The organism is Enterococcus sp. AZ071 (genome assembly GCF_050499065.1).
Classification (GTDB): Bacteria; Bacillota; Bacilli; order Lactobacillales; family Enterococcaceae; genus Enterococcus_A; species Enterococcus_A ferrettii.
The window spans coordinates 2234876-2255042 of the sequence record NZ_JBIPAS010000001.1 but is presented as its reverse complement, the minus strand read 5'-3'; the positions used below and the strand labels follow the sequence as shown (position 1 = coordinate 2255042).

At 40.2% G+C, this 20167-nt stretch carries 16 protein-coding genes; 9 read left to right on the top strand and 7 right to left on the bottom strand.

Translation table 11 applies throughout. The features are described from left to right. Positions 1-35: 35 nt before the first annotated feature. Positions 36-1136 (bottom strand): glycerol dehydrogenase, encoded by a 1101-nt coding sequence (locus tag IGI49_RS11115; protein ID WP_429964549.1) that lies wholly within the window; start codon positions 1134-1136, stop codon positions 36-38. A gap of 221 nt (positions 1137-1357) precedes the next feature. On the opposite strand from IGI49_RS11115, the gene IGI49_RS11110 reads away from it, so the two are divergent. From IGI49_RS11110 to IGI49_RS11100, 3 genes are read left to right on the top strand one after another with little or no spacing between them, the layout of a single operon-like run. Then, complete coding sequence (locus tag IGI49_RS11110) at positions 1358-2092, top strand: metal ABC transporter ATP-binding protein (protein WP_207703058.1); 735 nt, start codon at positions 1358-1360, stop codon at positions 2090-2092. Beyond that, positions 2082-2924: a metal ABC transporter permease subunit gene (locus IGI49_RS11105; protein ID WP_429964548.1), complete on the top strand. Its 843-nt coding sequence runs from the start codon at positions 2082-2084 to the stop codon at positions 2922-2924. The genes IGI49_RS11110 and IGI49_RS11105 overlap by 11 nt, the downstream gene beginning before the upstream one ends. Beyond that, positions 2921-3859, top strand: a complete 939-nt coding sequence (locus IGI49_RS11100; protein WP_429964547.1) for a metal ABC transporter substrate-binding lipoprotein — start codon at positions 2921-2923, stop codon at positions 3857-3859. Before IGI49_RS11105 ends, IGI49_RS11100 begins: the two co-directional genes overlap by 4 nt. A gap of 126 nt (positions 3860-3985) precedes the next feature. Here IGI49_RS11100 and IGI49_RS11095 read toward each other — a convergent pair whose 3' ends face one another. Beyond that, on the bottom strand, positions 3986-5485 hold the full coding sequence (locus tag IGI49_RS11095) for a UDP-N-acetylmuramoyl-L-alanyl-D-glutamate--L-lysine ligase (protein WP_429964546.1): 1500 nt from the start codon (positions 5483-5485) through the stop codon (positions 3986-3988). Between the two features lie 345 nt (positions 5486-5830). Between IGI49_RS11095 and IGI49_RS11090 the strand changes: the two genes are divergently transcribed. Next, on the top strand, positions 5831-7477 hold the full coding sequence (locus tag IGI49_RS11090) for a polysaccharide biosynthesis C-terminal domain-containing protein (RefSeq protein ID WP_429964545.1): 1647 nt from the start codon (positions 5831-5833) through the stop codon (positions 7475-7477). A gap of 38 nt (positions 7478-7515) precedes the next feature. On the opposite strand, the gene IGI49_RS11085 is transcribed toward IGI49_RS11090, so the two are convergent. Next, the gene (locus IGI49_RS11085; protein ID WP_429964544.1) at positions 7516-10188 is read right to left on the bottom strand and encodes an HAD-IC family P-type ATPase; all 2673 of its coding nucleotides are present in this window, start codon (positions 10186-10188) and stop codon (positions 7516-7518) included. A 527-nt stretch (positions 10189-10715) separates the two neighbouring features. On the opposite strand from IGI49_RS11085, the gene IGI49_RS11080 reads away from it, so the two are divergent. Then, positions 10716-11375, top strand: a complete 660-nt coding sequence (locus IGI49_RS11080; protein WP_429964543.1) for a LysM peptidoglycan-binding domain-containing protein — start codon at positions 10716-10718, stop codon at positions 11373-11375. A gap of 174 nt (positions 11376-11549) precedes the next feature. Beyond that, entirely contained in the window at positions 11550-12134 is a 585-nt protein-coding gene (locus IGI49_RS11075; RefSeq protein WP_429964542.1) for an undecaprenyl-diphosphatase, read from the top strand. Positions 12135-12145: 11 nt separating this feature from the next. Here IGI49_RS11075 and IGI49_RS11070 read toward each other — a convergent pair whose 3' ends face one another. Together IGI49_RS11070 and IGI49_RS11065 are read right to left on the bottom strand one after the other, a co-directional pair. Beyond that, positions 12146-12763, bottom strand: a complete 618-nt coding sequence (locus tag IGI49_RS11070) for a helix-turn-helix transcriptional regulator (RefSeq protein WP_429964541.1) — start codon at positions 12761-12763, stop codon at positions 12146-12148. Positions 12764-12856: 93 nt separating this feature from the next. Next, on the bottom strand, positions 12857-13708 hold the full coding sequence (locus tag IGI49_RS11065) for an RluA family pseudouridine synthase (protein ID WP_429964540.1): 852 nt from the start codon (positions 13706-13708) through the stop codon (positions 12857-12859). A gap of 254 nt (positions 13709-13962) precedes the next feature. Here IGI49_RS11065 and IGI49_RS11060 point away from each other — a divergent pair, with 254 nt between their 5' ends. The 3 genes from IGI49_RS11060 (at position 13963) to msrA (ending at position 17569) form a co-directional block, all read left to right on the top strand. Beyond that, positions 13963-16149, top strand: a complete 2187-nt coding sequence (locus tag IGI49_RS11060; protein WP_429964539.1) for a PBP1A family penicillin-binding protein — start codon at positions 13963-13965, stop codon at positions 16147-16149. Between the two features lie 67 nt (positions 16150-16216). Beyond that, on the top strand, positions 16217-16558 hold the full coding sequence (locus IGI49_RS11055; protein WP_207703047.1) for a YlbF family regulator: 342 nt from the start codon (positions 16217-16219) through the stop codon (positions 16556-16558). 180 nt (positions 16559-16738) lie between these two features. Beyond that, positions 16739-17569 (top strand): peptide-methionine (S)-S-oxide reductase MsrA, encoded by an 831-nt coding sequence (gene msrA / locus IGI49_RS11050; protein ID WP_429964538.1) that lies wholly within the window; start codon positions 16739-16741, stop codon positions 17567-17569. Positions 17570-17620: 51 nt separating this feature from the next. Here msrA and IGI49_RS11045 read toward each other — a convergent pair whose 3' ends face one another. Both IGI49_RS11045 and IGI49_RS11040 read right to left on the bottom strand, forming a co-directional pair. Next, positions 17621-18487, bottom strand: coding sequence for an aldo/keto reductase (locus IGI49_RS11045; RefSeq protein WP_429964537.1), 867 nt, complete (start codon positions 18485-18487; stop codon positions 17621-17623). A 79-nt stretch (positions 18488-18566) separates the two neighbouring features. Beyond that, entirely contained in the window at positions 18567-19922 is a 1356-nt protein-coding gene (locus IGI49_RS11040) for a GNAT family N-acetyltransferase (RefSeq protein WP_429964536.1), read from the bottom strand. Positions 19923-20167: the final 245 nt, after the last annotated feature.

Sequence of the window (20167 nt, the reverse complement as noted above, 5' to 3'; positions counted from 1 at the left end):
AATGAAGCTGTCTCAATGCGAGACAGCTTCATTTTTTATTTAGGATGATACATCGTTACATAGGCATCCACAGCCTTTAGAGCTGCGGCCACATCATCAGCCGAGACTTTCATCGGCATAGTGTGAATTGTTTCCTCTTCAATTGTGGCCTGTTCGCCAATCTTAATCAAATCCTCGTAAGGAGCATCAGCCAAATACATGTCCTCCAAGGTTGTTGGCAAATCGAGTGTCTGATATAAATCAATATATTTATCTAATTCTTCCTGTGGGGCATTTTCTAGCATCAATTGAGTCAAGGTTCCATAAGCCACTTTTTCGCCATGAGACAACTCGTGAATTTTGCCATCTAAAACAGTAAAGCCGTTATGGATGGCATGGGCTGCGGCTAAACCAGCACTTTCAAAACCTAATCCGCTTAATAATGTATTGGCTTCTACAATTTGTTCAAAGGCATCAGTAACAACGTTGGCCCGGTTTGCTTCCATCGCTTTGAACGCATTTTCAAAAATGATTTCCTCGCATTTTTCAGCAATTGCCATCGCTGCTGCAGTTTGAGCACCGCCAGCCATCGTTTCACTATGGCTTTGGGCAACTGCACGAGCCTCGACTAAGGTAGCTAAAGCATCCGCAATACCAGCTGCCAATAATTCGGCTGGAGCATTAGCGACAACTTCGGTATCAATCAAAACTAAATCCGGATTTTTTTCATAAAAACGATAGCCTTCAAATTTCCCTTCATCAGAATAAATGACTGAAAGTGATGAGGTAGGCGCATCGGTTGAAGCAACGGTTGGCAGTACTGCGATTGGCAAATTGAAATTATCAGCCACTGCCTTGCCAGTATCAATAGCCTTCCCACCGCCTAATGCGACGATGACAGCAATATCTTCTTCTTCAGCTTTTTTTCCAATTCGTTCAATTTCGTCTTCTGAAGCTTCACCGCCAAAAATTTCTTTGATTGGTTTCATGTCTTCGTTTTTCATTGTTTCAAATAACTCTTCACCAACAATTTCCCAGACATCTTTATCAGTAATAATTAATACATTCGATCCCAAGGCTTTGATGTACTTCATACCATTTTTCAGCATCCCTTTGCCTTGGACATAGCGGGACGGACTTGCAAAAATTTTTTCCATCGTTCTTCCCTCCATTTAAATGAATACATTTAGTTTGTCATAGAAATTAACAGACATCCAAAAAAATGCTTTCACCCCAATTTGAAATCCGCCATTGAAATTTTCTAGAAAATATAAGTTGTGCTTGAATTAAATATTAGAGTTGACTTATCTGCGAAATTAGGCTAACCTAAAACTATAGAAAATGAGAATTATTATCAATTCATTCGAGGTGGGTAAAAATGATTATCTGTGAAAATATTAACGTCAGCTACAACAATCAAGGAACAGCTCTGGAGGATATTAATCTTTCGCTGGAGGGACCAACCATTACTGGGGTTATCGGACCCAATGGTGCTGGGAAGTCAACGTTACTGAAGGCCATTTTAAATATAGTTCCTCATAGTGGGAATGCCGTGATAGATGGAGAAGCTGCAACGAAACGACTAAGTTCTATCGCTTATGTGGAACAAAAAAGCGCGCTTGATTTTACTTTTCCTATTACAGTTAAGGAGTGCGTTTCTTTAGGAACTTTTCCAGCAGTAGGTTTATTTAAGCGACTTGGTGCTAAACAGTGGCAAGATGTTCAAGCAGCTTTAACAGAGGTAGGTATGGAAAAATATGCGGATCGCCAAATCAGCGAGTTGTCAGGGGGACAATTTCAACGGGTGCTAGTTGCACGTTGCTTAGTTCAACAGGCGGATTATATTTTTCTTGATGAGCCCTTTGTAGGGATTGACTCCGTCAGCGAAGGCATTATCATGCAAACATTGCAACAGCTAAAGAAACAAGGCAAAACAATTCTGATTGTCCACCATGATTTGGGTAAAGTTGAAACTTACTTTGATCAGGTCATTTTGCTGAATAAGGAATTGATTGCAGTGGGAAAAACAAAGGAAACGTTTCGTAAAGCCAATTTGATTCGAGCATATGGCGATACGATTTTTATCGGAGAGGAAGTTCGCCATGCTAGCTAATTTTATTGAAGGATTGCAGGAGTTTCATTTTCTGCAAAATGCCTTAATCACCGCTTTAGTTATTGGCGTTGTTTCCGGGGTGGTAGGCTGCTTTATTATCTTACGAGGGATGTCTTTAATGGGGGATGCTATTTCTCATGCGGTTCTGCCGGGAGTGGCGATTTCCTACATATTAGGAATTAATTTCTTTATAGGGGCCATTACTTTTGGAATTTTAGCTTCAGTTATCATCACTTTCATCAAAAGCAATAGTGTAGTGAAGGGAGATACAGCAATTGGGATTACCTTCAGTTCATTTTTAGCATTAGGAGTAATCTTAATCGGAGTTGCCAACAGTTCGACAGACTTATTCCATATCCTATTTGGGAATATTTTAGCGGTACAAGACATTGATAAATGGATCACGATTGGTGTAGCAGTCATTGTGTTGACCGTAATTATTTTATTCTTTAAGGAGCTGCTAATTACTTCCTTTGACCCACTAATGGCCAAAGCATTAGGAATGAAGGTAAATTTTTACCATTATTTACTGATGATCCTGCTGACTTTGGTAGCAGTAACAGCAATGCAAAGTGTTGGAACTATTTTGATCGTAGCTATGCTGATTACACCAGCAGCAACCGCTTATTTGTATTCAAATAGCTTGAAGACCATGATGCTGATTTCTGCTTGTCTGGGGGCTCTGTCTTCTTTGCTGGGGCTGTTTATCGGTTATACATTCAATATTGCTGTCGGATCCTGCATCGTCTTAACAGCAACCAGCTTCTTTATCATCAGTTTCTTTGTGTCACCAAAACAAAATTTTTTACGAAAGAAGGTAGCAAGTGAATGAAAAAAATTTTAAAGAGTAGTCTATTCGCCATTCTAGGCCTAGTGATATTTGCCGCATGTTCCTCCGAATCTGCTTCCACTAAAGAAGAGGATAATGGAAAATTGAAAGTGGTCGTAACCAATTCGATCTTAGCTGATATGGCTAAAACAATTGGACAGGATCGAATTGATTTGCATAGTATTGTGCCGGTGGGGAAGGATCCTCATGAATATGAGCCTTTGCCAGAGGATGTGCAAAAGACCAGTAAAGCCGATGTCATTTTCTACAATGGCATTAATCTGGAAACCGGTGGGAATGCCTGGTTTACCAAACTGGTGGACAATGCCAATAAGAAAAAGGATCAGGACTACTTCGCAGTTAGTGATGGTGTTGAAGTCATTTATTTAGAAGGACAAAGCGAAAAAGGAAAAGAAGACCCACATGCCTGGCTAAATCTGGAAAATGGCATTATCTACGCCAAGAATATTGAGAAGCAGCTTTCAGCCAAGGATCCTGACAATCAAGAATTCTATCAAGCGAATCTTAACAAATATGTAGATAAATTAAGCACATTGGATCAAGAGGCTAAGGAAAAATTCGCCGCAATTCCTGAAGACAAGAAAATGATCGTTACTAGTGAAGGCTGTTTCAAATACTTCTCCAAGGCTTACAATATTCCAAGTGCATATATTTGGGAGATCAATACAGAAGAAGAGGGAACCCCTGATCAAATTAAGGAACTCGTTCAAAATTTACGTGCTAGCAATGTTCCGTCTTTATTTGTTGAAAGCAGTGTAAATGAGAAACCAATGAAGACTGTTTCCAAGGATACGAATATCCCAATTTATGCCAAGATTTTCACTGACTCCGTTGCTGAAAAGGGTGAAGATGGCGACAGCTATTACGCCATGATGAAATGGAATCTGGATAAGATCTCGGAAGGTTTATCCCAATAAAAAAGGAAAGTACTCTGTCTTGTAAGATGGAGTATTTTTTTCTTGTTTGAAGGCACTGACAGCGTAATACCAGTTGAAAAAGAGGACCTAAAATGGGCACATTTTAGGTCCTCTTCTGGTGTCAGGTTATTTGTTTAAGTAATTCTCTACAATGACATAATCGCCTTCGTAAAACTCGTCTTTTCCGTTTAAGGTCATATAGTTGTCAGTTCCTTTACCAGCTAAGATAACGGCATCATTAGGGCCAGCAGCTTCTATAGCTTGTAAAATTGCTCGTTTACGATCTTCAATATAAGAAACAGAAACTTGCTCGTTTTGAATCGCCTCTTGGATTTCATCGGCAATTTTTTTCGGATCTTCAAAGTTAGAATCGTCCATAGTAAGAATGGCTGCATCGGCAAATTCACCAATCGCTTGTCCCAGTCCTTCACGGCGGGATTCGGCTTTGTTACCGGTAGAACCAGTGACGACGGTAATTTTACCTTTAGGATGGTTATCCTTGGCAAAGGATAGGATCGTCTTCATGCTCAAATAATTGTGAGCATAATCTACATAAATGTGGGCGCCATTTTCTTTAATTAAAAGATTCATCCGACCAGGAACTAGTGCTTCTGCTAGTCCTTTTTTAGCATTGGCAAGATCTGCACCTACCAATCGGCTGGCAATTAAAGCGGCCGAAGCATTTTCTTTGTTAAAATCTCCCGCTAAACGTATAGTGTATTCACCATTAAGACCTAAATCATCTGCTTCAGCTTGCAAAACGAAAGATAAGGGATGCTCCAATGGTTCAACATGGTAATCAGCTCCCATATCGCCATAGGTAATAACAGGGATATTTCGTTGTTGAGCCATTTCCAGCAGCAAATCACTATGGTCTGTCTCGTTTTGCAAAACAACTTTTTTTGAATTAGCAATCAGCTGACGTTTGCAGTAGAAATAATCCTCAAAGGTAGGATGCTCTATCGGTCCGATATGATCTGGTGAAATATTTAAGAAAATACCTACATCAAACGTCAACCCATAGACTCGAGCCACTTTGTAAGCTTGTGAAGAAACCTCCATTACAAGATGAGTCATACCATTTCCCACTGCTTGATGCATCATCTTGTACAGCTCTAAAGATTCTGGCGTTGTCAATTGTGACTTGAAGAAAGTAATGCCATCTAAGGTAGTACTTAATGTAGAGAATAAAGCTGTTTTTTGCCCATTCGAACGGTCCAGAATTTTTTTGGCGAAATAGGCTGTGGTTGTTTTGCCTTTGGTTCCAGTAATACCAATGATTTTCAGTTTTTCCTGGGGATGATCATAAAAGGCCATACTTAAAACAGCCAAGGCTTTTCGAATGTCATGAACGATGATAGCTAACTCCGCATCTACCTCGTAAGCTTGTTCAGCAATATAAACGGACAATCCTTGTTCTAATGCTTGCTCCAAGTAATCCTGCTTGAAATTATTTCCTTTACAGAAGAATAAAGTGTTCTCATCCACTTGACGGGAATCGTAGGACAATTGCTGAAAGTTTTTTTCAAAGGGAGCCGTCAAGCACCATTTAGCTGGTGTAATAAACTCTCGTAATAGGTTTTCTTTTTCTAAAATTGTTTGGATCTGCGTCAATGTTAAAGTCATGCAGCAACCTCCGTTACATTTTGTCTAAGTTATTATAGCACAGCGATTATTATGCAGTGTAAAAAAGGCCAAAGTTCATGAAGGCTTTATGAGAAAATCAGCAAACTTCAGCTTTTGCTAGTTGACCGCATATTTTCTTATTATTATAATCAATTTATGGCAAAAATGGATGCTTGGTGTTTTTGGATTGTTAGTATCAATTTTAAAATAAAGAAATACAGCTAAATTCAATTTCTGAATATCAAATTTAATTTTTGGGAATCTTGTCATTATTAGTCAGGAAGGCTTCATTTTAGAAGAAAGAATGGTTGGCATGGGCCAGCTGAAAAAAGAAAGCAGGTTATTATGGACAATCGCAAAGCGGCCTATCGACCCGTTTATAACCCGAAAGAGAAGGTGATTCAACAGGCTTCTTGGTTAACAAGCGGCACTTTTTATTCCTGCTTATTAGGAGCGGTATTGATTATTCCTTGGTACGCATGGATGAAGGGGCAAGGAAATATTGCGAATAGCTACTTCGATATGAGTTATACTTGGTTTGGTATTTTTGGATTGGTGGCTACAGGTGGACTTCCCAGTCTTTTGGCCCAACAGGTGGAAAAATACAATGCCATGAGTGAATATCGAACCAGTCAGCGGTTATTCATTCGCTGCCTGCAGATTAGCTTAGCTTCAGGTGTGCTGGCAGCAGGAGCAATGTTTTTCTTGGCTCCATTTTTAGCCGGCGTCTCAAGAGGCGGAGAAGACTTAACAGCAATTTATCGTTCTATGAGTCTCGCCTTGGTGTTTTTCCCAGTGATGCGCGTATTACAGGGCTATTTTCAAGGCATGCAGGACATGTTTTCCATTGGTTTATCACAGCTAGTTTATCGCGGACTGCATGCATTGTTTATTCTTCTGAGCAGTTTTTTCTTGTTACAGGTAGTTCAAAGTAATTTTCGTACTGCCGTCATCCAAAGTGTATTTGCTGCTTCAGTGGGCGCTGTAGGAGCTTTGGTAGTCTTACTGCTTTGTTGGCAAAAGGATCAGGAACGCTGGAAAATTCAGGGAATGCGCAGTTTGGATAAAATGGAAAACTCCATTCAGATGATTCTTTGGGAAGCCTTTTTAGAGGTTTTGCCTTATGTTCTTTTAGGGGGAGGTCTCCTTGGTTATAAACTAGTGGATCAATTGACGTTTATTCCAATGATGGCTGCTCATACTAATTACAGCAATGAACAGTTGCTAAACCTTTATGGACTGTTTCGAGCAAATCCAGATCGGATTGCAGTTCTGCCTGTTGCAGCAGCCGGAACCTTGCTCTTTCGTTACTTACCTTCATTATTGGAGCGAATTGCTAAGCGGCAGAAACGTGAAATTGTTCGGTTCATCAGTATTCATTTGCAGCGTTTTGTTTATCTTATTTTACCGGCAGTGCTTTGGTTGATGATCAATGTACGGCCCGTTTATACTCTATTTTATGGTGCCAATCTCTTAGGAAGCCGAGTAATGAACTTAGTCTTGTTGAGCAGTTTCGTTGCAGCCTTTGGACTGTTTACTGCTTTGTTGCTGCAAAGTCTGGAACTAGCGAAACCTGCTTTGTATTATTGGATTGCGGGATTAGTTTTGAAAGGAATCCTACAAGCACCGCTAATTGAATTACTGGAGGCTTATGGTCCTCATATTGCAACAATCTTAGGGCTGACTCTTACCTGTGGGTTGTCTTTTAGAAAAATCAAAAAAGCAACAAAAAGCAATTATCAGCTGGCCTTTCGTCGGATCCTGCTAATTGTGTTATTGGTATTGGTTTGTGGGGTGATTACAATCGGTGTCAAACAGCTTAGCTACCATTGGTTATCCCCAGACAGCCGTTTACAGGCATTGTTGATTTGTTTAATTACAGGCCTGCTCAATACCGGTTTATATCTATATCTTACCCTTAAAATTCGTCTAGGTGATAGATTGTTGGGCGCAAGAGCGAAACGTTGGCGTAAAAAAATGAGAATTAAATAGAAGAAAACCCGAGCAATCACACTCGGGTTTTATTTATGTTATGAAGATTTGTGGGTAACCAGAATTGGCTTGCTGTTTCGGCGATTGCGCCATTTGTCAAATTCAGTAATGATTAGAATCAACATACCAGCAAGAAGTGAAACACCCCATTCAACTAAACTCATAGGAGCTGTGTGGAAGGCTTGCTGCATGAAAGGCACATAGGTCAAGATTAGCTGCAGTCCGATCATAATTGCAATGATAACGAAAGCCTTCTTATTGGTAAAGAATTCCTTTGACAGGGCATACTGAGAAGTACGGATATTAAATAGATAGAAAATTTTGCTGATAACAATAATATTTACCATCATAGTACTTGCAGTAGTATGATCAATTCCACGATCTAAAATCCAATCGTAAGCCATCAGGGCGGTTAACGCCATCAGAATCGAAACGTAGGCCATCTGAAAAATATCATGACGGCTCATAAGGCGGCTGCCGGTTTTCTGAGGTGGTCGATCCATGATGCCTTCTTCAGCTGGTTCAAAGATGAACGCAAACTGAATTGTAATTGCCGAAACCATATTGATCCATAGCAGCTGAGTCGCCTGTAAAGGCATATCAATCTGCATCAAGATGGTAAATGCAATGATTAGACCTTCAGCAAAGGAAGTCGGCAGCAGGAAAAGAATACTCTTCTTAATATTGTCGTATATTCGGCGACCTTCACGAATGGCAACTGACATGGTAGCAAAGTTATCATTAGCCAAAATCATATCAGCGGAATCTTTAGCAACGTCGGTTCCTTTAATCCCCATTGCAACACCAATATCGGCTCGTTTCAAGGCTGGTGCATCATTCACTCCGTCACCAGTCATAGCAGTAACTTTGTGATTGGCCTGGAGAGCTTCGATGATCTCTAATTTATTTTTCGGTGTCGTCCGAGCAAATACTTGGTGGCTAATTGCAGCCGCTTCTTTTTCAGCTTGCGATAAACGATCCCATTCTGGACCAGTAATTGCTTTAATTTCAGGAGCTAAGCCTAGCTGTTCACCAATGGTTTTGGCAGTTACTGGGTGATCGCCGGTGATCATTTTAACTTCGACACCGGCTTGACGCATGTCCTTCAAGGAACCAATAACTTCTTCTCGCGGTGGATCAATGATGCCGGCTAAACCTAAGAAGTGAATCCCTTCAGCTAAAAGCTCGTGAGTAACCTCTTCAGTTGTTGACGAGACCGATTTATACCCTACTGCAACAACCCGCTTGCCTTCTTCAGAAAGTGCCAGCACCTGTTCGCTCCAAAAATCATGATCAAAGGCTGCTTCTTGAGTTTGAGCCATCGGAAACAGCTTATCCGGAGAGCCTTTAATATAAACTAAGCGCTGACCGTTTGGCTGCTGCACCAGCTTCGCCATGTAGCGATATTCTGAGTCAAAGGGCAGCATATCAATTTCGGAAACAGCTGGTGGGGCCTTTTTCAACTTTTGATATAAGGTTAAAAAAGAGCCATCTGTTGGTTCGCCATTGATTTGCCAGCGATTGTCTTCCTCAAAGAGCAAAGTATCGTTCGCTTCATAACCTGCTTCTAAAAAGCGTTGCACTTTTTCATCAGGAGCCACGATTTGACCATTTTCCAGTAGTTTTCCCTCTGGTTTATACCCGAAACCACTGACTGTATAGTGATGTTCATCAATCAATACATCGTTGACAGTCATTTCATTTTTGGTCAAAGTCCCCGTTTTATCAGTAGCAATCACATCCACCGAACCCAATGTTTCAACAGCAGGCAACGTTTTAACAATCGTGTGTTTGTTTTTAGCCATGTCGCTGACACCCATTGCTAATATGACTGAGGTGGTTGCCGGCAGCCCTTCTGGAATGGAGCCAACAATCATGGTAACAACTGCCAGCGAAAGAACAGAAAGGGAATAGGTGTCAAAGAATAGTCCGAATAAAAACAGCATAACCGCTGCTCCAATAACTACATAAGACACACCTTTACCCAAGCCATCGATTTGCTGCATTAATGGAGACTTGCGCTGTTTCACTTGACTGACTTCAGTAGAAATTTTCCCAATTTCAGTATCGGCTGCTGTAGCGATAACCACTCCCAAGCCGCTTCCGTTTGTAATGGAAGTAGAAGCAAAGGCCTTGTTGATTTGTTCAGCCAAAGGAACTTCTTCCTGTGGCAAATCAGCAGCAGTCTTTTCGATAGAATCGGCTTCTCCAGTCAAGCTGGCTTCTTGAATCCGCAGGTTGTCAGCATCGACAATTCGCAGGTCGGCAGGTACACTGTCTCCGGCTTCCAAAAAGACTACGTCGCCAGCAACTAAATCTTCGGTAGGGATATCCATTCGGGTACCATCGCGATAGACTGTAGCTTCGGTGGCCAGCATTTGTTTGATTTTTTCCAGGGCGTCTGAAGCATTTGCTTCCTGGTAGTAACCGATAAAAGCATTAATGATAACTACCAGACCGATAATGATGGCATCAGAAGAATGACCCATCAGTAAAGTTAAGAGCATCGCGACGATTAAAATGTAAATGATCATGTTATGAAATTGACGTAAAAACAGTTTCCATTTCGGGGTTTTCTTGGTTTCCAGCTTGTTAGGGCCAAATTGAGCTAAACGCGCTTGTGCTTCCTGTTGGCTCAGACCTTGTTCAAAATCTTTTTGTGGATAGCTTTCCTGCAATTGTTGCAGTTTCTGGTGATAATCTTCCTTCATGTGTAAAAAACACTCCTTATTTTAAATTAGAATACGCGAAAAAAGCACCTTGTCTTATGACAACGTACGTAAATAAGCCTATTCTTTTTGAAAATAAGGAACTTCGTAATAGTAAGACGTCTGCTGGGCGTCTGGGTCCATTTTTTTATCACCTCCGATATAGTTAATTTATCAAATAAAGTTGAATTAGTCAAAAAACTGAAAATAATTTAACTTATTTTGAATAAATGCGAGGTATTGAAAAGCAAAAGAAATGTTTCAAACTTTTACAGAAAGATTGCAATGTTTCAAGAGGATAAGTAAAAAATTATACATTTGCGTGAAGAAACCTTGAAGATAAGCCGTTTTTGGTCGATAAGAGAGGAAGGCAACTATTTCAAAAAAGTGCAGGTACTGCGTTTTGTTACATTTTTACACAGGATTGTAACCAAATGTCATAGGATTTTCACCCATGAAATACGAAAGGGTGGTAAAGTTACTCTCGTAGTCAAGAAGACGTAGAAACCTATATGGAGGAACTTAACATAATGAAATTAGGAAAAACATTCTTATTTGGATCTTTATTAGCAGCAGGAACTGGTATGGCTTTTGGTGGGCAAGATGCGCACGCAGCAGAAAAATATACTGTTGAATCTGGCGATACTTTATCAAAAATTTCACACAAGTTTGCTGGCGACAACAGCTTAGTTGATGCAATTGCTAAAGCGAACAAAATTTCAAACGTGAACATGATTTTTGCTGGTCAAGAATTGACAATCGACAAAGAAGGTAAAGCAGAAGCAACTCCTGCACCTGCAGCTGCTGAAGCAGTTAAAGAAGCTCCAGCACAAGAAACAGCACCTGCTGAACAAGCAGCGGCTCCAGTTCAAGAGGAAGCAGCACCTGTGGAACAAGCAGCAGCTCCAGTTCAAGAAACAGCACCAGTCGAACAAGCAGCAGCTCCTGTAACTGAAACAGTACCTGCAACAACTTCTTCAGCAAAAGAATGGATTGCCCAAAAAGAATCTGGTGGTTCTTACTCAGCATCAAATGGCCAATACATTGGACGTTACCAATTAAGCTCATCTTACTTAAATGGTGATTACTCAGCAGAAAACCAAGAACGCGTAGCTGATCAATATGTAACTTCACGCTATGGTTCATGGGAAGGCGCTCAGTCTTTCTGGTTAGCAAACGGCTGGTACTAAGATAAAACATTCGAGACTCCTTTTTGAGGGAGTCTTTTTTTGTTTGCATTTTTAACTGTCAGCTTGGTTGTCTTACTGATTTGTAAGCTAAAAAATCACCTTGTAAGTATTTCTTGGTGGTGTTCCTTGGTAGGATTATTTTTAGTAATCAGAAATATAACCAGGAGGCAACGAATGGATACATTGGATAGAACACTTTTCCATCTGATTAATAATTGGGGCAGCCGATCAAGTTACTTGGATGCGGTAGGCATTTTTTTCGCTGAAATGTCTCCGTATCTCTTGGCTGCTTTTTTGATCTTTTCATGGATAAGGAACAGAAATTATCCGGAGAAGCGGGAGACATTGCTAATTGCTGCGCTGAGTTTTGTAGTGTCAGAGGGTTTGGCTAAATTGATGGGGAAGTTTTATTATCATGTTCAACCTTTTGTTACTTTAGAAGCCAATCAATTGATTGCAAAGGATGTAAACAATAGTTTCCCAAGTGACCATACAGTTCTTATGGTTAGTTTCTTGTTCGTACTGTTTCTTGCTGGGTGTTCAAAAAGCAAATGGTTATATCTTTTTTGGGCATTCTTAGCAAGCATAGCAAGAATTTTTGTTGGGGTACATTACCCATCAGATGTATTGGTGGCGGCTTTAACAGCAATTGCGGTAGGCAGTGTGTGCTATTATTCGCTTAGAAGAGTAAGGTGGTTACGGCAGTTTGTTGACTGGCTTAGTAATATGGAGAAAAAGTTGGTTCATAGACGAACATAAACAGGGGCTGATTATGCCCCTGCTTGTTTTTCCGCAAAGTAATGGTCAATATGTTCTTTGATAGCAGCCGTGTCCTTTGTTACAAAGAGATCCCCTGGAAGCAGCAATGTCTTTTCTTCTGAATAGGAGACAAGTAGCTTGAATGGTTCGGGAACAATATACAAATCGGGTTCTTCTTCAATTGTACTAGGATCAAAATGTACATCGTAATGCGGGGACAGCTCCTTTTTCAAAGCATTAATTAACCGAATTTGACTAAAATGACCATAAGCAGTGATGAAGTGGTAATTGATACCTTGACTAACATAAACAACAAAACAAATCGTTTTCATGCGATTCCGCTCCTTAGCAGAAGGCTCGTAAATCCCTTCCGGATTGGTTTGGAAAATGAAATCAAGGACCGAACGTTTTTGTTTTTCAGTAGCATTTTCGATTCCCAATAGGTGATCGACACTTACCTCAAACAAGCGACTCATTTGAACTAGCAGCTCCAAATCGGGGTAGCTTTTATCCAACTCCCATTTAGAAATGGTTTGACGAGAAATATTCAGATAGTCGGCTAACTCCTGTTGTGTCAAATGTTTCTTTTGTCGTTCTTCCTTGATGCTTTTTCCTAACTCTATCTTCACTTTACAGCTTCCTCTCCAAATAACTAGTGTTTTGAATGAACCAATCCGTTGCTGCAGCAAAAAGTTGATGCAACGCGGCGTTGCATCAAGATGCTACCACAATCCAGGCAAGGCGCTCACTGTAATTTTCTTTTTCGTAAAAGGCTGAATGAGATGCAATTCATACGCATGCAGCATCAAACGGCTATTTGAATCTTTACTATACAATGGGTCACCAACAAGGGGGTGCCCCAGACTGGCTAAATGGACTCTAATTTGATGCGTACGACCAGTATCTAATCGACAATAGATTGCTGTATTTTTGCCAAGCGGCTGGGCAATAGATACATGGGTAATAGCCGATTTGCCAGTTTTTAGATCAATTCGACGTTTCCGACGATCATGGCGATCACGACCAATTTTTTTATTAATCGTCAGGTCTTTCGTCAGTTGTCCATGAACAATGGCTTGATAACGACGATAAATCTCTTTTTTTTCCAGCATCCGACCTAGAATAGGCAAAATAAACTGATTTTTAGCAAAAAGAATAGCTCCGCTGGTCTCCTTGTCCAAGCGATGAACAACGTGAGGCTGATTATCCGGTGATAAGTAAGCAGCCAGATGATTGAGCAAAGTATCCGTTTCGTCAGGCTGATTAGGATGAGTTTTCATTCCGGCGGGTTTATTGACAATAATCAGATGTTCATCTTCATAAAGAACGGTAATTAATTTTTTATTGCCTAATTGAATGGCGCGTTTGGGATAGTCATTATCTTCTATTACTAAAGTAATCTCATCATTTCCCCGAACCTGTTCTTGAAAATGGCAGAATTTTCCATTCACTAGGATTCCCTTACGCGTACGGATGAAATGCCTTACTTTTCTTGGAACCAGCCAGTCTTCTTCTAAGAGCTCTTTGACTGTCTTAGTAGGTGAATTCGCTGGTAAAGTGATAGTAAATTTCATTGGTTTCACTCCTCGCCCTTAATTGTAACAATCTTTGAGATGAAAGCAAAAATAAATTAGGTAAAAAGGTATTTTGTTTAAATGGTTCTTTCCCCTGTGTTTTCTGCAAATTAACAGATATTTAAGAAAAAAATCAGCTTTTCCTTGAGTTCTCATGCTAGAATAATGCCAATGTGTATCCGTCTGTAGACGTACGCGTAAAGCTTAAAATTGTGTTACACTAGGTCTGATTTTGAAGGAGTGGGGATCGATAAATGGATTTTCAGAAAATTTGGCAAAAAGTCAAAAGCGCATTAAAGACGTTTTGGATATGGATCAAGCCTTATTTGATTCGGTTCCACCATGCGCGCAAACGTATTTGGAAAAAATATCACGTGAATAAAATCCTGCTTCTATTGACGTTGGTTGTGGTTTTAGTTACCAGCATTTATTTATTTTATTTAGCTAAATCTGTCAATGTTGAAACGCTGCAATCCAGCTTGAAACAGTCAACCGAAATATACGATCAAAAAAATGAACAAGCCGGTACCTTATATGGTCAAAAGGGCACCTATGCAGAGGGAGATCAAATCTCTCCTTATATCAAGGATGCCGTGGTTTCGACTGAGGACCGCAGCTTTTACGAGCATCACGGCTTTGATATTAAAGGGATTGCCCGGGCCGCAGTTGGTACCCTGACTCGTGGAAGAATTACTGGCGGTGGGAGTACCATTACCCAGCAGTTAGCTAAAAATGCTTATCTCAGCTTAGACCAAACCCTTGAACGGAAGGCGAAAGAGCTGTTCATGGCGATCGAAATCGAAAAGAAATACAGTAAAGATGAAATTTTAACTATGTACCTAAACAATGCATATTTTGGTAACGGCGTATGGGGCGTGCAGGATGCCGCGCGCAAATACTTTGGTGTCGATGCCAATCAGGTGACGATTGGTGAAGCAGCAACCATTGCCGGTATGTTGAAAGGACCAAGTATTTACAACCCAATTGATAACTTGGAAAATGCTACAAATCGGCGTAATACCGTACTGAATGTGATGGTAGACAATGGCAAATTGGATGCCGCACAAGAACAGCAAGAAGCCCAGGTTGATCTAGGTTCGTTACTGAATGATACGTATACTGCTGGTGATGCTGGTTACAAGTATCCATTCTATTTTGATGCGATAATTGATGAAGCAGTGGATCGCTATGGCTTAAACGAAAAAGATTTACTGAATAAGGGGTATAAGATCTACACAGCATTGGATCAAAATTATCAGCAGCAAATGGAAGCTGTTTATGCCAATAATTATAATTTTCCAGCGAATGCTGCTGATGGAGCAATGCCACAATCCGCTTCTGTAGCATTAGATCCGACAACCGGAGGAGTAGAAGCGTTAGTTGGACGCCGTGGTGAACATGTCTTCCGGGGGTATAACTTTGCAACCCAGATGAAACGGTCACCTGGTTCCACCATGAAACCATTAAGTGTTTATGCACCAGCTTTAGAAGCAGGTTACAAACCGGATAGTATTTTACAGGATGTCCCACAAGAATATTACGATGCGAAAAACTATAGCGGTACCTATCAAGGTGAAGTACCAATGTACCAAGCAATCGCTCAGAGTCTAAATTTACCAGCTGTTTGGACACTTCATGAAATTGGATTAGACAAAGGATACAACAAGGCAAAAGAGTTCGGTATTCCGTTGGAAAAATCAGATAAATATTATGGATTGGCTTTAGGTGGCTTGGAGAATGGGACTTCCCCGATGCAAATGGCCGCAGCTTACGGCGCTTTTGCCAATCAAGGAAGAGTCTATAAGCCACACTTAATTACGAAAATCATTGATTCTACCGGAGCAGTTATTGAAGACAATAGTGATCCGAAATATGAACAAGTTATTTCAAAAGAAGTGGCGGACAGTATGACCAGCATGCTGCTGGGTACCTTCTCTAATGGTACAGCAGTGCAGGCTGCACCAGCTGGTTATACTATGGCTGGAAAAACTGGTACGACTGAAACCAACTTTGATGCTACCAAAGTAAATGACCAATGGATTATCGGTTATACACCAAATATCGTCATTTCTACTTGGTTAGGCTTTGAAAAAACTAGCGAGACTCATTACTTAAGCGGAACTAGTGGTGATGAAGTGGGGATGGTCTTTAAGGCCGAAGCAGAATCACTCTTGCCATATGCGAAGCAATCATCCTTCAATGTAGCTGATGCTTATGCAACAGGCGGCCAAGTCGTTCCTGCAGATGAGTTCGGCCAATCCAATGAAGACAAACAGTGGCAGGAAGATCTGAAAAATATCGGGGATAAAGCTACCGAAGGCCTCAATGGTTTTGGCGAGAAAGCAAAAGAAGGAATGCAGCAATTTGGAGAGAAAGCAAAAGAAGGTTTTAATCAATTAAAGGACAAAGGAATCCAATGGTTTCAGGATCAGGGAAATTAGACTTTGAACCCGTTTCCATTCATGTTATACTATGAAAGTAACTTTTAATAGAAAATGAGGGAAAATCATGACAAACATTTATGACACTGCCAATGGATTAGAAAGCGAAATCCGCCAATTACCAGAATTTAAAGCGTTAGAGGAAGCTTTTGCGAAATTAAAAGAAAACCCTGAAGCGTATAGTGCGTTTAAAGAATTCCAAGCTTTCCAACAAGAACTACAAGAAAAACAAATGACAGGCGAAGATTTTTCTGACGAAGATGCAGAAAAAGCGCAAGATCTAGCAACAAAAGTACAACAAGAAGAAACAATCAACGAATTAATGAGCAAGGAACAAGCTTTCAGCGTAATCATTAATGATTTAAATCGGATCATTATGACACCGATTCGTGACTTGTACGAAGGATAAAATTTATTCCCAGCAGAATGTATCTGCTGGGATTTTTTTATGTCTGAGAATGATGAAAAGAATCTCTTAAGGCGCTTTTTGTAAAGAACAGTTTATTCGTGTATTTTCTTTACTTGTGGTAAATTTCTAGTGTATTTCCAGCAATAAAACTACTTTGTTTTTGCTAAAGGAGATCTTATTATGAAACTATCACAAGAGAATACAATGACTGAAATTTACAACCTGATATTGAATTCCAAAACCCGGGACTGGGAACGTTCTTTGCTGCTGGAAGCAAAAGATGCCATAGAAACGGGAGCTAATTACAATGAAACTATTGCTAAGCTGGAGGCAGCCCTGCGACCTTTGGCAAGCAGGAACAATTTAACACCAGATGTGACTGATTTTTATCAGAAGCTTATGGGGGAATACCAGTCAGAGCTGGAATACGACAGCAGCAAGCATCAAGTTACCGATCCTCGCTATCAAAGTCGTGCTGTTTTCGCAGGAGGATGTTTCTGGTGTATGGTAGAGCCCTTTGAAGAGCGGCCAGGAATTATTTCGGTGTTGTCTGGTTATACTGGCGGAGAGCTTGACAATCCCAGCTACGATCAGGTTCTTGTTGGAAATACCGGGCATGTGGAAGCAGTGGAGATCATTTTTGATACGCGAATAGTCCATTATCAGGAGTTAATCGACTTGTACTGGCAGATCACGGATCCTACAGATGACTTTGGACAATTTCAAGATCGAGGCACTCAATACCGTCCAATTATTTTTGTTCAGGATGAAGAGCAAAGGCAAATTGCTGAGGCAGCAAAACAAAAAATCATTGACTCAGGATACTATAAAAAACCGATTGTGACTGAAATTCGCTGGGCTAGTACTTTTTGGCCAGCAGAAAATTACCATCAGGAGTTTTATAAAAAACAGCCGAAAAGATACAAAGCAATCAAACGATCCCGCCAACAGTTTTTATCTTATCAGCACCTGAAAGGGAATCTGCGAAAGGCGTTCACCAAGAACAGTTAAAAAAAGGAACAGCAGCAAATCATTAGATTGGCGGCTGCTCCTTTCACTTGACTAGTTGTCGGTTGCTCTGCGGAAAACCGGAATATCACTATGATCGCCGTAATCAACACGACCGATAGTTTTCAAAGCATCCATATCTTCTTCAGAAATGGTGAAGTCAACATCGGCATTATTTTTCATATGCTCGATATTTTCTGTTTTTGGCAAAGGCAGCAGATCCAGCTGTAGGCAATAGCGAATGGCTAGTTGGGGAATTGAGACCTGATACTTGTCTGCCATGGTAGTAATTGCTTCGTTACGCATCATGGCACCGTGAGCAATTGGCGAGTAAGCTTCTACTAAAATATCATTTTGCTGAGAAAAGTTAATCACATCGAGTGGTGTATGTCCGATATGTGCTAAGATTTGATTCACCATTGGTTTTACTTTGGCATTGGCTAAAAGGTTTTCTAAATCAGCCTGTTCAAAGTTGGAAACCCCAATTGCCCGCAGTTTTCCAGCTTCATAGGACTCTTCTAATGCTCGCCAAGCTTCTAAATTCCCCTCAAAGAAATGTTCCTCGTCGTTCTGGAATTCAGCCCAAGGTTTAGGACTGTGGATAATCATCAGGTCAATATAATCTAATCCTAATTTCTCTAACGATTCATCAATTGCAGTCAAAGCTTCTTTGTAATTTTTGATTTCAGCTGCTAGCTTAGTCGTTACAAAAAGATCCTTGCGATCTACACCCGATGTACGAATTCCTTCACCAACTCCAGCTTCATTTGTATAAGCTTGTGCCGTATCAATATGGCGATACCCCACACTAATGGCATCTCGAACATCCTTGGCTGCTTTTGCATTATCAATCATCCAGGTACCGAAACCAATTTTGGGAATTGTTACACCATTAGATAAAATAAAACGTTCATTCAACATCATTATTCCTTCTTTCCTTAGGATAATATCATCATAAACCTTAACCCTAACTTTAAGGCAAGCGATATGCTGACTTTTTTTAGTCTATGTCTAATTTCATGAATCCTACCTCAAAGGGGAGGTTGGTAAAGGTCTTAGTTTCCAAATGAACAAATCCATGTTCTTCGTACCATTTTTTTAAGCGAGTGTTTTCTTCAATAATACCAATTTTAATGGACTTTCCACCTCTCTCTTTGATTAAAGTCTTCACTTGCTGCATGATCATGCTGCCATATCCTTGATGGCGATATTTGGGTAGAATTGCTACCTTTTCTAAGGAATATTCCTGGTTTTGTGTGTTTTCTAACTGGAAGAAACCAATCATTGTATTTTGGTAAAAAACACCATATAAATTTTTGCCTAGCTTCAGATCATACAATAGATGGTTTGTTTGAGTAAAGGCACCATTGGTAGGGCAATTATCTCTGGTTAGTTGAAATTCTTCGGCAACCGTTGCGAAGCTTCTTCGAATGACTTCAGCTGCTTCCGCGGTGTCTTGCTTTGTCAGCTGTTTGAATTGGACCCTTTCACTTTTCTTCGCTAGTTTGCTATTAAATAGAACCAGCCCGCCCAAAATAAATAGACCACCAATCACCGTTGACCAGCCGGGTACCTCATCAATTAGCAGAAAACCTAAGATAGAAGTAAAAAAAGGGGTTAAATACATATAATTACTAACCGATGCTACATTGTCTGCTCGTTCAAAAGCCTTAGCCCAGCAAACATAGGCTACAGCACTGGAAAAAACGCCCATTAAGACAATACAAAGAATTGCGAGCCAAGAAGCCTGCTGTACCTGTTGGAAAGAACTAACTGAAAAAATGGAAAGTAAAATTGTTCCAGCAAAAATACTATAGGTAGTCACCTGAATTGCAGCATATTTTTTTACTAAGCGCTTGGAAAGCAGATTGTAAAAACTCATACAAAAAGCTGCTACAAAAAACCAGATTAAGCCATAATTAATCGTAAAACCGCCAGGCAGTAAAGTGATCAACAGCACCCCCATAAAAGAGAGGGAGCTGGCAAACCATTGAAGTTTGGTTAATTTCTCTTTGTAAATAAAGCTGGATAAAACGGAAGAAATCATCGGAACTGCTGCAATGATTACACTGCCAGTAGCGGCATTGACTGTTTCTAATCCCTTATTAAAAGCGATCATGTAAATGAAAAAACCGACGGCACCGGTTAAGAAAATCCAACCCAAATCCTGTTTTTCAACTTTTTTAAGTTTAATTATAGGTGCTAATAAAATTAGGGCAATTGAGGCTACAATGTAGCGTAAAAATGAAATGGAATAGGCTGAAAACTCTCCCATGATAAAGCGAGACAGCACATAGGAAATAGACCAGCACAAAATACTTGCCATGGCGTAGAAGTGATAGCTCTTTTTGTTCACAAATTCACGACTCCTTTCATGCTTACTGTATCATGAAAGGGCTAGTGATAGGAGAGAACTTTTTAAATTAAGCCGAAAAGTATCTAAAGTCATAGAGACTGTGAAAGTTGTATGGGTGGTTAACTAAATCTAAGGGAATCATTTTTCTAAGTGCAGGAAAAATGAGTATTGACTTCGTCCGCCTACCATCCAACTAAACAACACGAACGAAGAGTAGCTGATAGGTTTTATAGATTTCTTTCGCT